At 53.9% G+C, this 15,812-nt stretch carries 12 protein-coding genes; 11 read left to right on the top strand and 1 reads right to left on the bottom strand.

Annotated elements, in window-relative coordinates:
- Nucleotides 1-8 precede the first annotated feature (8 nt).
- The 7 genes from LOH54_RS12920 (at nucleotide 9) to LOH54_RS04960 (ending at nucleotide 11,930) form a co-directional block, all read left to right on the top strand.
- Nucleotides 9-1,607: an efflux RND transporter permease subunit gene (locus LOH54_RS12920; protein WP_255707527.1), complete on the top strand. Its 1,599-nt coding sequence runs from the start codon at nucleotides 9-11 to the stop codon at nucleotides 1,605-1,607.
- Complete coding sequence (locus tag LOH54_RS12915; RefSeq protein ID WP_255707561.1) at nucleotides 1,607-3,319, top strand: efflux RND transporter permease subunit; 1,713 nt, start codon at nucleotides 1,607-1,609, stop codon at nucleotides 3,317-3,319. The genes LOH54_RS12920 and LOH54_RS12915 overlap by 1 nt, the downstream gene beginning before the upstream one ends.
- Before the next feature lie 181 nt (nucleotides 3,320-3,500).
- On the top strand, nucleotides 3,501-3,923 hold the full coding sequence (locus LOH54_RS04980) for an iron chaperone (protein ID WP_231020933.1): 423 nt from the start codon (nucleotides 3,501-3,503) through the stop codon (nucleotides 3,921-3,923).
- Nucleotides 3,920-4,330: a DUF3995 domain-containing protein gene (locus tag LOH54_RS04975; RefSeq protein WP_231020932.1), complete on the top strand. Its 411-nt coding sequence runs from the start codon at nucleotides 3,920-3,922 to the stop codon at nucleotides 4,328-4,330. Before LOH54_RS04980 ends, LOH54_RS04975 begins: the two co-directional genes overlap by 4 nt.
- A gap of 327 nt (nucleotides 4,331-4,657) precedes the next feature.
- Nucleotides 4,658-10,168, top strand: coding sequence for a hypothetical protein (locus tag LOH54_RS04970; RefSeq protein ID WP_231020930.1), 5,511 nt, complete (start codon nucleotides 4,658-4,660; stop codon nucleotides 10,166-10,168).
- A gap of 216 nt (nucleotides 10,169-10,384) precedes the next feature.
- Nucleotides 10,385-10,885 (top strand): GNAT family N-acetyltransferase, encoded by a 501-nt coding sequence (locus tag LOH54_RS04965; RefSeq protein ID WP_231020928.1) that lies wholly within the window; start codon nucleotides 10,385-10,387, stop codon nucleotides 10,883-10,885.
- Between the two features lie 226 nt (nucleotides 10,886-11,111).
- Nucleotides 11,112-11,930 (top strand): hypothetical protein, encoded by an 819-nt coding sequence (locus LOH54_RS04960; RefSeq protein WP_231020926.1) that lies wholly within the window; start codon nucleotides 11,112-11,114, stop codon nucleotides 11,928-11,930.
- Here the strand turns inward: LOH54_RS04960 and LOH54_RS04955 are convergent.
- Entirely contained in the window at nucleotides 11,927-12,892 is a 966-nt protein-coding gene (locus tag LOH54_RS04955; protein ID WP_255707525.1) for an integron integrase, read from the bottom strand. The genes LOH54_RS04960 and LOH54_RS04955 overlap by 4 nt on opposite strands.
- 351 nt (nucleotides 12,893-13,243) lie before the next feature.
- Here LOH54_RS04955 and LOH54_RS04950 point away from each other — a divergent pair, with 351 nt between their 5' ends.
- The 4 genes from LOH54_RS04950 to LOH54_RS04935 all read left to right on the top strand — a co-directional run bounded on the left by LOH54_RS04950 (nucleotide 13,244) and on the right by LOH54_RS04935 (nucleotide 15,787).
- The gene (locus LOH54_RS04950; RefSeq protein ID WP_231020923.1) at nucleotides 13,244-14,206 is read left to right on the top strand and encodes a hypothetical protein; all 963 of its coding nucleotides are present in this window, start codon (nucleotides 13,244-13,246) and stop codon (nucleotides 14,204-14,206) included.
- A gap of 118 nt (nucleotides 14,207-14,324) precedes the next feature.
- On the top strand, nucleotides 14,325-14,684 hold the full coding sequence (locus LOH54_RS04945) for a hypothetical protein (RefSeq protein ID WP_231020922.1): 360 nt from the start codon (nucleotides 14,325-14,327) through the stop codon (nucleotides 14,682-14,684).
- 11 nt (nucleotides 14,685-14,695) lie between these two features.
- A complete protein-coding gene (locus tag LOH54_RS04940; RefSeq protein ID WP_231020921.1) occupies nucleotides 14,696-15,232 on the top strand; it encodes a hypothetical protein in 537 nt (178 codons plus the stop codon).
- A 93-nt stretch (nucleotides 15,233-15,325) separates the two neighbouring features.
- Nucleotides 15,326-15,787, top strand: a complete 462-nt coding sequence (locus LOH54_RS04935) for a hypothetical protein (RefSeq protein ID WP_231020919.1) — start codon at nucleotides 15,326-15,328, stop codon at nucleotides 15,785-15,787.
- Nucleotides 15,788-15,812: the final 25 nt, after the last annotated feature.

The raw sequence follows: 15,812 nt of genomic DNA, 5'->3' as shown, positions 1-15,812 counted from the left end.
GAGCGCAGATGCACGCACACAAACCCTATACGCCCAAGGATTACGCGGGTAAGCTTGCCCGCTACTTCATCAACAGCCCACTGACGATGATCCTGGGGATCACGCTGCTTGCCATCGGCTACCTCTCGCTGATGATCATGCCCCGCGAAGAGAACCCCCAGATGGTCGTCAGCGGTTCAACCGTCATTATCGCCCTGCCCGGCGCCACGGCCAAAGAGGTCGAAAACGTCATCGTCCGTCCGCTGGAGCGCAAGATGAAAGAGGTGCTCGGCATCGAGCACATCATGGGGATGGCCATGGACAACGTCGGCATCGTCAACGCCGCTTTCTACATCGGCGAGGAGAAAGAGGATTCGAATCTGAAGGTCTACGACAAGATCATGCAGAACGCCGACATCTTCCCCGAAAACGCGATGCAGCCGGTCATCAAACCCCTCGACATCGACGTCGACATCCCCATCGTCTCCGTGGCCTTCTACGCCAAGGATCCCTCCAAGATGGACGACACCCGGCTCTACGATGCGGTCAAGAACCTCCAGCACGCCATCAACGGCCTGCCCAATGTCGCCGTCACGGCGCTCAAAGGGGGGCATAAGCACCAGTACAACATCCTCGTCGACCTGAACAAACTCTCCGGCTACAACCTCTCGCTGGGGCAGATCACCCAGGCGGTCCAGGCCCTCGCCTACAACGTGCCGGCCGTCAAGAACCGTACCACTGAGGGTGAGATCGTCATTATGGGCATCAAGAACGCCATCGAAAGCGTCCAGGACGTCGAGGACATCATCGTTGCCCAGTACATGGGGGCGCCCATTCACCTCCGTGACGTCGCCAAGGTCGAAGACGGCTACGACATCCAGAACTTCCGTTCCGCCGCTATCAGCGCCCGCGACGGCGACACCTTCACCCCCGCGCAGGAGCAGGTCACCCTGACGATCTCCAAACTCAAAGGCACCAATGCCGTTGTCATCGCCGACGAGGTTAAAGAGGCCCTTGAAAACTTCAAGCCTATGCTCGAAAAGGCGGGCATCAAATACTCCATCACCCGCAACGACGGCGAGCGCGCCAATGAAGCGGTCAACGAGCTGGTCTTCCACCTCATCATCTCCATCGTCATCATTGCGATTCTGCTCGTCTTTGTCCTGGGCTGGCGCGAATCGCTCATCGTCACCTTTACCGTCCCGGCCATCCTGGCGATCACCCTCTTTATCGCCTACATCACCGGGCAGACGATCAACCGGATCACCCTCTTTGCCTTCCTGCTCTCACTGGGGCTCCTCGTTGATGCGGCGATCATCGTCATCGAGAACATCCACCGGCACTTCCACTCGGTGGAGTCAGCGGACATGCCCAAAGACGACCTGCTCGTCGAAGCGACCGACGAGATCGGGCCCCCGACGAACATCGCCACCTTCGCCATCATCCTCACCATGGTCCCGATGGCCTTTGTCGGCGGCATGATGGGGCAGTTTATGAAACCTATTCCGGCCAACGTTCCGGTGGCGCTGATCGCGTCGCTCTTCGTCGCCTATATCTTTACCCCCTACTTCGCCAAGCGGATGATGCACCGTCCCGACCATGCGAAACATGAAGGAGGCCATAAATGATCTTCCAGAAGTTCGAAAGCTTCATTACCGCGCTACTGCAGAGCAGAGCCCAGAAGAAGATAATCCTGATCGCGACACTCGTTGCCTTCATCCTCTCCGTGCTGATGATCGCCCCGACCGAGATCGTCAAGGCGAAGATGCTTCCGGGCAAGAACAACGACACCTTCAGTATCTACGTCGACCTGCCCAACGGCTCCTCCATCCGCCAGACCGACGCCGTCAGCCAGTGCGTCACCTCTTATATCCAGAAGGAGCAGGAGGTGCTCGACACGGAGACCTTCCTCGGCATGGGTTCGCCTCTTGACTTCGCGGGCCTCATCAAGGGAAGCCACTTTAAAAATTCGGAGAACGTCTCCGAGATCGTCGTCAACCTGACCAAGAAGCATGACCGCGGCGAGCCCTCCTACATGATGGTCCAGCGCATCCGTCCGGTGATCCAGGAGGCGTGCCAGCCCATCGTAGAAGGCACGAACATCAAGTTCGTCGAACCGCCGGCGGGACCGCCGACCCTGGCCGCCATCGTTGCCGAGATCTACGGACGCGACGCCGCGGGTATCCGCGAGCTTGCCGGCAAAGTCGCCGCCATCTTCCACCAGACGGCGGGGCTTGTCGACATCGACGTCATGGCCGACGAGCTCTACGACCGTTTCGACCTCAAGGTCAACAGCACGAAGATCACCCGTTCGGGCCTCTCCATCAAGCAGGTCAACGACATCATCTACCTCGCGTTCGAGGGGATGGACATCGCCGTCAAGAACAGCGAAACGATCAACGAACAGATCCCGATCTTCCTGACCCTGAGCCCGGAATCGAAGGTCTTCAGCCGCAAGGACAAACGCGCCCTCGAACAGAAGCTTTCCGGGCTGCGCCTGATGAATAGCAACGGCCTGCTCGTACCGCTGACCGAGGTCGTCGACATCATCCCGACCCGCGCCAACCCGATGATCATGAGCAAGGACCTGCACCAGATGGTCAACGTCGTGGCCGAAACGGACATGGTCTCCCAGGTCTACCCGCTGATGGACGCGCGCCATATGATCCTCGACACCCTCTCCGAGCAGTACGATATCGAGAAGAGCGGCCTCTTCGACCTCTCCCTCACCGACAAAAATACGGGGAGCCATTACGAGCTTCACTGGGACGGCGAGATGGAAGTCACCCTTGACACCTTCCGGGACCTGGGCGGGGCCTTCATCGCCGCGCTCGTGCTCATATTCTTGCTGATGGTCGTCTACTACAAGAGCTTTACGCTCAGCGGCATTGTCCTTCTGGGAAGCTTCCTCTCCATCATCGGGGTCATCGTGGGTCACTTCATTATGGACCTCTTCAGCGCCGACACCTTCTTCCTGACGGCGACGTCGCTGATCGGCTTCATCGCCCTGATCGGGATCAGCTCGCGCAACTCGCTGCTGCTCATCGACTTCACCAAGTCGCTGATGAGTGAAAAAGGGATGCATAAAACCGAAGCGCTCGCCTATGCCGCCGCCACCCGCGCCAAGCCGATCTTCCTGACGGCGACGGCGATCATCCTCGCCTCGACGCTGCTCGCCAGCGATGCCGTTTTCGGCGGCTTGGGCGTCGCACTCATTTTCGGCACCATCGCCGCCGTCGTCGCGTCGTTGATGGTCGTACCGGTGCTGCTGCACAACGCTGACCTCGAGCGCCACTTCGGGTTCAAAGAGCGCAAAGCCGTCTCCGTCTACGAGCCGTAAGCCTCAATATCGCACCCGCCGCCCAAAAGCCCCCGGGCTTTTGATGCCACGCCTTTCCACGTCTGCTTTTTCTCATCGCTCTTGGCCGGTTTGAACTATTTGATTATGATGGAACCATCAGAACAGGTGTTGGCACCCCTCAGTGCCAACAGCACTTTACCCAGACGTTTGGAGGTGCCCTATGGCACGAAAGGCAAATAGCAGATCCCCCGAGATCGTCCCCGGAGGCGTTGACGCATACATCGAAAAATACCCGCAGGAGGTACGCGATCGTTTGCATGAGATCCGCGGCATTATAGAGGCCGCCGCGCCGGATGCCACGGAAACCGTCAGTTACTTTGAAATGCCCGGTTATCTTTATGAGGGGTATGACTATCATGGCATGTTCGCCTGGTTCAGCTACAAGCGTCCCCATGTCCGCTTGCATGTGCGGCCTCCGGTGCTTGAAGAGCATCAAGAGGAGCTTGAAAATTACGCGACGACCAAATCCATCATCAGTTTCCCGGTAGACAAAGCCATACCGAAGGCGCTGGTCGAAAAGCTGGTGAAGGCCAGCATCCGGGTTATGAAGCAGAAACCCAACGCGCCGAAAAAACCAAAATGACGCTTATCGTCCTTGCCGCCATCACGCTTCTGATCGTAACGGCTCTGTTCCATATCTACTGGGCCTTTGGCGGGGAAGCAGGCCTGAACAGGGCGCTGCCGACGAAGGACGGCAAACGCCTTCTCAACCCCGGCCGCCTCCTCACCTTTGCCGTCGCGCTTTTGTTGTTCGGGTGTGCCTTTGTGGCCTACGCGCTTTACGTCGATGCCTCCCCTGCAAAACCGCTTCTCACTGCAGGCTGGGTACTCTCAATACTGTTCATTCTGCGGGCTGTCGGCGACTTCAATGCCGTTGGATTTTTTAAAAAAATCAACGCCACGGATTTTGCGGCGTACGACACACAATACTTTTCTCCTCTCTGTCTCTCTCTGGGCATGCTCTTTGCCCTGCTCTCCTCCCGCGCATAACCCACTCCGCGCCCGAAAGAGAAACGACCCGCCACCTCTCCCGAACGACGCGGAACGGTCCGCATTCCGTCGGCGTTGCCATCCCCTGAGAAAACGAAAAAAATCTATTTTAAGTTAAATAATTGTTATTTAAGTTTTTTACTGTTAACTTGATCGTGTCTGCTTTTTTGTACCGTTTTGATAGATGCCTGCCGGCGATGCACTGTTTTTTTGACGCGCTATTGGGATGTCGACAAAAAAGAATTTTTCTGAAACGCGGAAGCAACCGTCAACCCCTATCTGAACCAGCGTCAGATTCCCCCGACTGTTCACTCTAAAGGATACGGCATGAGCAGAGTAAGTATCAACGGCATCTTGAAACCGACAGATGACACCGACGTCACAGACCAATACCTTGGACACTTTCTGAAGGTAAGCTATATTCAGGAGATCGGCGGCCATTCGACCTACAGCAAAGACCGTGTCGATGTCCAGCCCAACGGCGCTTTCCGTTTCTTCCTGCCCCAACAGGAGCTGCTGGCCAGCCAATCCGTCACCGTAGAAGTCTACGCGCCCGACGGCGAACTGCTCGGCTCGCAGATCTACAGTTACGGCAGCCTCAACGCGTCCAATACGGACGCAAGCGCCGAAGATGACACGCAGCCGATGGAAATCGGTGTCGACCCCAAGGTCATCACCTTCGGCGACTCCAATCCTATCACGGACGACTCCCGGCTCGTTTCGGGCATGCTGGTGGACATTTCCGGCGAGCGCAGCGCTGCGGGTCTCTCCGTCGTCCTCATGGTGACGACGGACCCTGACGCCGACCCGGGGAGCGAAGGCTTCCATCCGCTCTTTTCGGTCCGGACCAACAAGGACGGGAGTTTCTTCGCCCGTGTCGGCAGCGAGGACTATGCCCAGGCGTACGGCATCGTCGCCGGCCTGGAGGAGACCCCTATTCCCGTCACCCTCTCGACGCAGGAGAACAAGCAGATCATCCCCAAAAACATCCTCCTCGTCGCCGACCTCTCTACGCTTCCCGAAGGGATCGGAGACACCGGGAGCACGCCGACGCTTCCGGAGACGGCCGAAATGATCGGCAACCCCTCCTTTACCCAGGACCTTGGAGGCAAATGTGTCGACTTCACGATCCCGAACCGCACCCTCGAGGAGTACAGTTTCTATCATACCGTGCGGACGACCGAGCCCGAGATCAGAGGGCTGACGATCACCGCCAAAGAGAGCAAAAAGCTCAAAACGGAACTGCTCGATATTTCGGAGACGCTTTTCGGCGTCTTCAGCCGCATGAACAGTTCCATGAAGACGCTCTCGCTGAACGCCTATACGGTCGACGACGAGAAGACGGCGCAGGCGATGACGACGGAGCAGCCCACCGCCGTGGCGGAACCGGTCATGATGCGCTCGTTCAGCAGCGGCACGGCCCAGTTTACCACCGAACCCGTCTACCACCTGAAGATGGAAACCGCCGTCGGGCAGTTGAAATTCAGTTCCGCGAACCTGACCTCATACAAACTGGATTTCAGCGCCCTGCTGAAAATCCTCGCCGAACAGGCACGCCGCAAAACGGCGCTGCAGGAGCTTCACCGCGAACTCGCGGCCGCGTACTGCGGCAAAAAAGGGGCCCGGGAAGCGGAAACATACTGTGAATCACTTGCCTCCGAAGACGCGCTGAACCGCGCCACGGTCGCCTCCCTGCTGGGGCACATCAAAACCTACGCCGACGCGGAAAACAGCACCCTGTTCGCCGGCAATGTCATTCCGAACCAGATACACGACTACATCAAAGATTTCCAGTCACTGGTCAAGCAGCCTTTCGTCGACGCGGGGCTGATCACCGTCATGCAAAAACGTGCCGAAAAACTGATCGGGAGCATCGATCTCCAGACCAAGGAGTCCCAGGACCAGGAGGAGCTGCTCGGCTACTTCAGGCGCCTCGTCTCCGAACTGGCCGAAGTGGACCAGAAGGGGTTCTATACCTTCGAACCCTGCCCCACCCGCGAAACCGATACAATGGGAATACTCTGCATTATGCAGCAGTTCGAGCAGATCAGGGAGACCCTCCGCAACAAGACGGTCTTCACCCTGGGCGAAATTCTCTCGATCCGCGACAATTACGATACCTACGTGACCAGCATCTCCGCCTTTCTCAGCCTGCTGGAGCGCTTTCACACCTTCTATACGACGGGTTCCAACCTTCTGATCTCGCTTGAGGACGACTATTTTGTCCAACACTACCACAGCACCAAGAGTGCCCTCAGTACCCTCAAGCGGCAGATCTACGCGGCCATTACCCGGATCGAGGCGCTGGAAGCGGCCTATATCTCGAACCATCCCGGCCGCAGGGAGCTGACTGTGGAGACAAGCATCGACTGGGACGAAACGCCGACGGTGTACGAGAACACGACGATCGCCCACGGGCATATCCTCCATTTCAAGCAGAAGTGGAAAGCGGACGGCTACTCCCTCGGCGACCTGCTCTACAGCCTGCCGCTGGCCCCCTGCCAGGAGAAACAGATCGCCATCATCGACTGGGACCGGGAAGAGCGTGCATCACGCACGGAGGCGCAGACGGTCGCCGAGTCGCTCACGGCGGACCTCTCCCGCGACAGGGACATCAGTGAAATCATCAATTCGAGTTTCCAGGAGAATATCAGCGCCAGCTCCACCAACAAGACCAGCAGCACGAGCGCGGGCATAGGCGGCGGGATCGTCGGGGGAATCGGCGGCCTCTTCGGCGGGGTCTCCCACTCCGGCGCCTCGTCGCGCTCGACGGCCAACCAGGATTCGGCCAGGAACCTCTCCGGCAGCACGCTGAACCGCCTGCAGGACAACATCTCCCAGTCGGCCTCGTCGCTCCGCAGCCAGCGCAGCACGGTCGTCCAGACCGTCGGCCAGAACGAGACGATGACCGTACAGACTGAGGTCGTCAAAAACAACAACCACTGCCACGCCATGACCGTGGAGTATTTCGAAGTGCTGAAGCACTACGCCATCGAACAGGAGCTTGCGGATGTGCAGGAGTGCCTCTTCGTTCCCCTGCCGATGTCGGACTTCGACCATGCGAAGATCCTGCGCTGGAAAGACACGCTCCGAAGGGCGGTCTACGGTACGCAGCTGCGCCGCGGATTTGATGCCATTGAACGCATGGCGAACAACTACGCCGACTCGGACCTGCCGGAGGGGAGCTATGCCGACGAGACCATTCAGAACTTTTCGGGCCACTTCTCCATCTCTTTCGAACTGAAACGCCCCTATATCAGCCAGATCGAGGAGCAGACGAAAACCATTACGGAGACCGTTGAGCTCAAGGAGTGGTTCTTCTGGTATCCCTACGTCCTGAAGTTCACCTACGACAAAGAGGTCCCGCTGACCGAAGCGGAAAAAGACGCCATTTTCGAAGCGGACTACGCACCGGAGATCGTACGCAAATTTATCGATACCATCGACATCTACGGGATCGACGAGAGCGGCAGCGAAGTGCGCCTGGACCTGGACTACACCCTGATGTCCAACTACCGCAAAGGGATCGCGCTGCAGGTGAACATCGCCAGCAAGGAGATCCCGACCGTGACGCGCCGCCAGATCCAGCACCTCCGTTTCCGGGCCAATACGACCGTGCACGCCTCGTCAAAGATCATCCTGCGCACGGCCTATCTGCACTATCGGACGAACCATATGAGCAGCTACATTGTCCGAAACGGCCGCGTCAACAACGACATCATCAACATCGTCAAGGTCAGCGGCGTCTGGTTCGATCCCACGATTGAAGTGGTGACCGATGCCGCGCTGCTGTATACACCGCTGACGGACAAGGAACTGAGAGACCCGCGCAAAGAGGACCGCAAAGCCGCCGCGGCGCTGGTCAGCCACCTAAACGAACATCTGGAACTGTCGCACAAGGTCATTTGGACGAGCCTGGATGCCAGCCGCCTCTTCGGCCTGCTCGACGGCTACATCGCTCCCAACTCCGGCAACAAGAGCGTTGCCAGCGTCGTCGAGAACAAGGTGATGGGCGTCGTCGGGAACAACCTCGTGCTCAAGGTCGTCCCGGGCGAAAGGCTCGACCCCGTCTTCAGGAATGTCGAGGACCTTATCGGCCATTACAAGACCGCGACGAAACCCGACCCGTTCCGCATCAGCGTTCCGACCAAAGGCGTCTACGCCGAATCCGTCATGGGCAAATGCAACAGCTGCGAACCGATCGACGATACGCGGCACTGGCGCTTCAAGGACGAGCCGTGCGGAACGACGCCGACGCCGATCGCCCCTGTCTCCACCGACAGCCGCCAGTCGGACGTGGGAAGCCTGCAGGTCAAGGATCTCCCGTCGAGCATCATCAATATGCAGACCGCACCGAACGCCCCGGACCCGACCGGCCTGGGCGCCGCCTTCGAACTGCTGGGCAAGAGCGACGCCTTCAAAGACATGACCGGTCTCGCCGGCACCCAGGCCAACGCCATCAAAGCCCTCGAGACCACCTCGAAAAGCGTTACCGACCTGGCGGGCATGGCGGCGGATCTGAAGAAGCAGACGGCAATGAAAAAAGATATCGGCAAAACCCTGCAGACCATCGACGACGCCAAGAAGAAAAACCAGATCTCCGATATGCAGGCGAACGGCCTCTCCTACAGCGCGCTCAGCTCCATGGTCGGTGAACCGACGAAGAAAGAGGCGCAGGGCACGACTGTGGACGAGGTCAAGGACCTGGCGAAGAGCGCCGGGGACAATAAAGCTTCCGTCAAGGTCAACCGTCCGTCGGGCGAGCAGATCGAGGTCGATGCCCGTCCCCAGGACGCGGCGGCCGAATTGGAATTTTCGACAAAGACGGCGATCATTTTGCCGACCCCGCAGAGCAGCCCCGATTCAAGGGCGTTCTTCCCCTCCAGGGATGATAAAAGCGGCGTCATTGAAGTCGCGGCACAGATCAACAACGCCCCTTCGGGCGGCTCGCACCGCTGGACGCGCCCCGATGTCGATGCAATGGACATCGACGCGCAGAACAGCCTGCGGACCATCGTTCGCGGCAAGAAGCCGGGGCTGCAGGAGCTCGATTTTACCGTCCGCGACAGCGCGGGGAGCGCCGTGGCCAGCCAGAAACTGACGCTCTGCATTCCCCAGTTTGTCACCATCGACGAAGATGCCATTGCGTCGCCGACGCCCTTTGACGACTTCCTCGCGCAGTTCAAACTGGACGCCAAGAAGAACGAAGTACTACAGGAAGCGAAAGAGGTGTGCGACCATCTGCTCAGAACGTCGAATGTCCGCACAATCTGGCGCGTCGGCCCGTTCAGCGAGACGGTGCCCGCCCATCTTCCCGCGAACCATGTGACGACGCTGAAGATTCACAACGAACCGCCGGCAATCTATGCCGGGACACCGGGGGTCACCCATACACCGGCAGGCGCTGCCGTTCTCAACGAGACCATTGACATCTACCCGGGAGCACTGGACGACTCGAACTCGCACGAGATCAGCATCGAAGTCCAGGCGCTGCTCATCCAGATCCAGAACCAAACCATGACGGCGGACCTGGAAAGCTTTGCCACCACGTTGCTGGGCCGCCTGCTCGGGAGCATCATGTCGCACGAAATCATTCACAGCCTCTTGGCCTTTGATATCCCCAGCGGCCACAATGCGCCGAAAATCCCGGGCGATATCATGAACCAGGGCACCGATTTGACATTCACAGAATTGACCGGATTCGAAGACACCGCACACACGAGTCCGCTCGATCCGATCGACTTCATCGACCACGGCATCGTCTCCCTCGCCGGCCTGCTGGCCACCAACCAGGGGCGCATGGATGCGCGCTTCCCCGTGCCGCCGGCATTCACCTGACCCGGGGTGTGCTGACAGCACACCTCATTAATTCACCCATTCCCGAATGCATCTTCCTTCCCACGTACACTCCCAGCAGACTGGCCGGGAGAACGGGCTTCCGGGCTATTGAACCGTGGAAAAAAGCACTCGTCCGCACCGGCGGGAGCCCCGTGTGCACAGTGTATTTGAACCGCCGGCAGAGTAGAATACCTGCAGATGAACCAAAGGGGTGCTATGGCTATCGAACTGCGCCGGGCGACGGAAGAGGACCTGCCCTTCCTCACGGAAGCACTCCACAAGACCTTTCTTTATCTGATGGCACAGGGAGAAGACCCCTACTGCAAGGGGTTCGGTGCGCTGACCGTCGAGGAGATGGAGACGTACCTGCTGGAGTACCTCGACGAACGCAAAGCGCGGACCTTCATCCTGCAAAACGCGCAGGAGGAGATCGGCTGCATCATGGGCAAAATCGCCCCGTCGCACCTGAGCGCTTCCGGGCTGGGACTCGTCGGCTGGATCGGGCTTTGTTACGTCGACGCGCGTTTTCGACGGGCGAACCACTGCGTGCAGATGTACGAAAAGATTCAGGCATGGTTCGGCTCCATGGCCATCGACATCGTCGAACTGAGCTATATGGCGTCGAACCTCGCCGCGCAGTCGACCTGGGACAAGCTGGGCTTCGAGCCTTTCCGCGTCATCGCCTACAAAAAGATCAATCCAACCGAAGAGGCCTAGGCCGCTCAAACAATTTCCCGGCCCTCGGCCGCCCAAGGAGTCCGCCATTCTTCCATACGACGAGACCCATTACGCCCGACAGCTCGACGCGACGGCGGCGCAGCTCGACACCCTGCCGCTCTACCGTCTTGACAGCGAGACCGCCGCGCTGAAAAGCGCCTTCGATCTTGTTTACGATGCGGGCGTCTTTGCCTTTCACCGCTACGATTCCGACCTGCATGAGACGATGAAGTTCCGGCTCTTCACGACCCTCGCCCCCCGCTCGGGCAGCCTCGCTTTCCTGACCATCCAGATCCTCGCGGCAAACAAGATCATGCACGCAAACCGTTTTGCGCTGATGGAGCCCTACCTGGCCAGACGCTGCGGGATCGCCATCAACCACCTGCGCGCCCCCGTCACGGTGGTATCGGCCACGCATCAAAACGGCACCTACCGCCTCAGCGGCCGGCTGACATGGGCCAGCGGCTACGGCATCTTTGACACCCTTGTCATCGGCTTTCACTGCGAAGGCCGAGAGTTTCAGGCAGTAGTGCCGTTCGAACCCATAGAAGGCTTCGTTGTAGGCGAAGTGACCGAAACCTTCGTCGGCAATGCCATGCGCACCGTCGATGTTATCCTCGACAATTATGAAGTGCTCGAGGAACACATCATCGCCTCGCACCCCCTCGGCACCTACACGAAGAACAAATCCGTCTCCAAAACGATCCACTACGCCCTCTACGGCATCGGCCTCGGCGCCGTGGATGCCCTGGAGGATGCGGAAGTCCGACGCGCCGCCGAAGCGAAACTGGAAGCACTGAAAACCGCCTTCCTCGCTACAAAAGATGGCGAAGAACTGGACAGGCTCCGCGTGGAGCTCTTCGAACTCGTCCTGCTTGTAGTCACCACCGGTATGATCCTCAAAGGCGGCAGTTCCGTCCTCTCAACTGAACGGCTGCAGCGCTACTACCGCGAACTCGTCATGTTCAATGCCAACGGCCTCAATACTGCGCTCAAAACCCTGCATAAGCAGGCCTTCCTCTCGGCATTCGAACAGAGGCATTAAAAGTCCAACGGGCTTTTGATGCTCTCTTTGTTCAGCTCCTTGACGACATGGGTATAGATCATCGTCGTCTCGACGCTCTTGTGCCCGAGCAGTTCCTGGATGGAACGTATATCGACGCCGCTTTGCAGCAGATGCGTGGCGTAGCTGTGGCGGAAGATATGCGAGGTCACCCTTTTGTGGATACCGGACTTCTCGGCTGCCAGTTTTATATTTCTCCCGAACGTTCTTTCAAGGATGTGATGCCGGCGCCGGAGGCCCGTTCGCGGATCGGTCGAAATCGTCTTCATGGGAAAAAGATACTGCCATTTCGTTTCTTTGTGCGCTGCGGGATATTTGCGTTCCAGCGCATGGGGAAGATAGACAGATCCGCAACCGTCAGCCAGGTCCATCCGGTGGAGCTCTTCGACGTACTCTACCTGCAGGCGAAGCCGCTGTTTGATCTTCTGCGGCAGCGGCACCGTCCTGTCCTTGAGACTTTTGCTGTCCCAGACGTAGACACGGTCAAATCCGAAATCGATATCTTTGACTCTCAGTTGCAGCACCTCTTTCATCCGCAGGCCGCACCCGTACATGAGATAGGCCATCAACTGGTAGACACCGGCAAGCCCTGAAAGAATCCGGATGACCTCCTCTTTGGTCAGGACAACGGGGACATGCACTCTCTGCTGCGCCCGCAACGCCTGGATGTTCTGGTCTTTCAACGGGATGCCCAATACCTGGGTATAGAGGAACAGCAGTGCATTGAAGGCCTGGTTCTGGGTTGTCGCACTGACGTTTCTTTCTACGGCGAGATGGGTCAGAAACGCTTCGATCTCTGCCTTGCCCATTTCGACAGGGTGTTTTTTGTGGTGGAAAAAAATATAGCGTTTCATCCAACCGACATAACTTTTTTCTGTCTGCATGCTGTAATGTCTGAGACGTATCTGTTCCCGAGCAAGATCAAGAAGTTTCTTTTTCGACATAATTGCCATCCTTCAATACACAGGACATAGTGTCCAATAAGCACATATTTCAATGATATGCGGACACTTCGTCCGAATATCAAAATACCGAGGACGTTCAAACAGAAATAATTTTAAGAAAAAAAGCGTAGTATTAACAGATATATTTCAATTTGTTTAATATTGCGATTAAATATCCAATACCCGGACACTCTTAGTTTCCGGGTATCTATAGGTATTCAAGCGATTTGATACAGTTTGGAAATGAATAAATAGTTAGAAGAAAAGTTATATCAAGGAATGCTTTTGAAATTCATCATAATCATCTGCTCGCTTATAAGTATATTATTCGCAAATACCAATAATCTTGATGTGCCGACTTATATCGAAATCGCTAATATAAAAATGGTAGCCGAGCAAGGATGGTTAGAAGCCAAGAAACCACTAAGAAGTTTCTTTGAAAATGATGGAAAGCGTTTCGAAAAGTCATTTTTTAATACTGTCAGAGAACCTTACATACAAAAGTCTCAAAAAAAAGACATCAGCCAATTGCAAAAAGCACATTTGACGCGACCTGATGTTTATTATGCTTTGGCATACGCAAAATATTTAGAACATATAGGAAAAACAAAAACGTCTTTAGTTATCTATAAAGCGATTTTGACGGATGTAAAAGAGTATGCAACAAAGGATTTGAATACTTTGTCACTAATCACTAGATTTGTTGTTGGAAACATAGTGCGCCAGAGTTTGTATGAGAGTTTACAACATAATATTTACTCTAAAGAAGAGAAAAAAGACCTATACAGTTTTCTAAAAAGTAATTTATTGCTCGATACAAATGATTTTCCTCCAATTTTAGAAGCTGAAAGAAATGTCATGTATGGACTTTGTAAAGAAAAAGTAGTATCAAACGTTTCCATTGGAAAACTCATACATGCAATGGTGCCAGAGAACAACGCAACATTAAACAAGGCAGTCAATACAATTTCAGATTATCTATCTGATAAAACATATTCTAAAGAAGATGAGAAAAATATCTGTAACAAGATGGACAAGAAGAATAGAATGTACTATAGAGAACTCAATGCTATTGCCACTGAAAATGATGCTAAAAACTTTGAAATTAAGTTCAAGCATGGCGAAGAAGAATATATCGATAATATCCAATATGTAAATACTCAAAAAGACATTCTTACAAAAGAACACGATTTCCTCATAGATTTAATCGCAGACACTTTCGTCTATGTATCCTTTGCAAAATGGCCTGAAATCAAGCTTGATTTAATTGACAGTGTGAGCAAAAACAAAAAAATTATCGAGTCTCTAAAATGAAATCCCAAATCCACTTTGGACATAAGAAAACTTCTAACAAATCAGTGGAGACCAATCAAAAACCCGCGAGCGGGTTTTTGATTGCTCATTTTAAACGTTATCTTAAAAAGGAGTATGAATGCTTGAATGGGGAATAGGTATTGTGGTTGTACTAACTGCACTTTATTTTTTGGCCAAAAAATTCGAAAGCCTGAAAAATGTGCCAACAGAAAAATTGTATGAAACACTGGAAGATGAGAATCAATACAGGTTTTGGTTCAAATCAATCGAGGAACTTGTGCGCAGAGGTGAAGATATGACATATCTGAAAAACAAGCTCCTGGATGGTTTGGAATCTACCATTCTTAGAGATAGAGTTTTTGCTTCAGAGTCCTACAAAGCAATTTTTCCAAATGTATTACAGTCTATTGGATATAAACCGAACAAAGAGCCGGATGAAGATATGCGTGTCAAACTTGCAGCCCTAAGAACGAAATAGGAAATCGAATTATGAAATATGTCGGAATTATTTTATTAGTCCTGGTTGGATACTTTATTTGGCACTTCGTCATTCAAAACAAGCCCATTGTCATAGCAACATCAAATTCAGGCAAAAAGGTTTCCGGAACTCTAAAGTTACCAATACAAGCCAATCAATTGACTATTCAAATTCAAAACAATGAACATGACACTGTTATTACAGGCATCAAAGTATCCAGAGATGTGCATGACAGTTTGGGATTATCTGCTCCTAATGGCTTTCATCAAGAAGCAATGGCATTTGAAGATAGCGATGACGCTGAAACAAAAGAATACGTAAAAAAATTCAATGCAGAGACTGTTCGGTATGTTGGCAACTATAAAATCGGACCAAACCAAAAGGCAGAGCTGATCTTCCCAATAACCAATCTGGATGATTTACACGGGGAAATAGACTTTACATATGAACATAAACTTGGGTTTGGCGGTTCGATTTCCTTCTTTTCTGTACAGCTAAATCCTGAAAGAAAATCATCTGATGAAGACAATCTCACAAGTAATGGATAATCGTCATAAGATAACAAATCAGAGGAGACCAATCAAAAACCCGCGGGCGGCTTTTTGATTGCTCATTTCAAACGTTATGCAAAAAGAGAAAATATGAGTAATTACATTAGACTTGAAAGAATTCCTTACGAAGAACCGCATCATATTCAGCTTGTATGGGATGTGTCGAATGGAAATATTTCTTCATGTTTTGAGTATTACGATAATGCAGACTCTTTGATAAAGATTGCAGAACATTTAGAGCATTTCCCCAGACATGGCAGTGATGTGTTTTTGTATGAGATAGGCTCCGAAAAACCTGAAGATCGTTTTTCTTATTATTTTAGATTTAGAGTTTTTACAACTGATTCGAGTGGCAGCACTGCAATTCAAATCAGATTTTGCAATAATCGTGAATTGCCATATAAAGAAATCGTAGAGTTCTGTATTCAAACGGAGGCCGCTGCTATTAACAGGCTGGGGAAGTTATTCCATGAATTTGGAAAGCTTGAAAAAGAATACATGGCTTGGTCGGATACCGAGTCATTCATTGGTGACAAATATACGTATGCATAACAAGTCACAGGAGACCAATCAAAAA

Origin of the sequence: Sulfurimonas sp. HSL-3221 (assembly GCF_021044585.1) — a bacterium.
GTDB classification, from domain to species: Bacteria; Campylobacterota; Campylobacteria; order Campylobacterales; family Sulfurimonadaceae; genus Thiomicrolovo; species Thiomicrolovo sulfuroxydans.
This window is presented reverse-complemented; position numbering and strand designations above follow the sequence as displayed.

Excerpts from the sequence above, each read along its gene's own strand:
- LOH54_RS04970 (WP_231020930.1), top strand. The coding sequence starts at position 4,658 with ATGAGCAGAGTAAGTATCAACGGCATCTTGAAACCGACAGATGACACC.
- LOH54_RS04945 (WP_231020922.1), top strand. The coding sequence starts at position 14,325 with ATGCTTGAATGGGGAATAGGTATTGTGGTTGTACTAACTGCACTTTAT.
- LOH54_RS04980 (WP_231020933.1), top strand. The coding sequence starts at position 3,501 with ATGGCACGAAAGGCAAATAGCAGATCCCCCGAGATCGTCCCCGGAGGC.
- LOH54_RS04975 (WP_231020932.1), top strand. The coding sequence starts at position 3,920 with ATGACGCTTATCGTCCTTGCCGCCATCACGCTTCTGATCGTAACGGCT.
- LOH54_RS04940 (WP_231020921.1), top strand. The coding sequence starts at position 14,696 with ATGAAATATGTCGGAATTATTTTATTAGTCCTGGTTGGATACTTTATT.
- LOH54_RS04965 (WP_231020928.1), top strand. The coding sequence starts at position 10,385 with ATGGCTATCGAACTGCGCCGGGCGACGGAAGAGGACCTGCCCTTCCTC.
- LOH54_RS04935 (WP_231020919.1), top strand. The coding sequence starts at position 15,326 with ATGAGTAATTACATTAGACTTGAAAGAATTCCTTACGAAGAACCGCAT.
- LOH54_RS04955 (WP_255707525.1), bottom strand. The coding sequence starts at position 12,892 with ATGTCGAAAAAGAAACTTCTTGATCTTGCTCGGGAACAGATACGTCTC.
- LOH54_RS12920 (WP_255707527.1), top strand. The coding sequence starts at position 9 with ATGCACGCACACAAACCCTATACGCCCAAGGATTACGCGGGTAAGCTT.
- LOH54_RS04960 (WP_231020926.1), top strand. The coding sequence starts at position 11,112 with ATGAAGTTCCGGCTCTTCACGACCCTCGCCCCCCGCTCGGGCAGCCTC.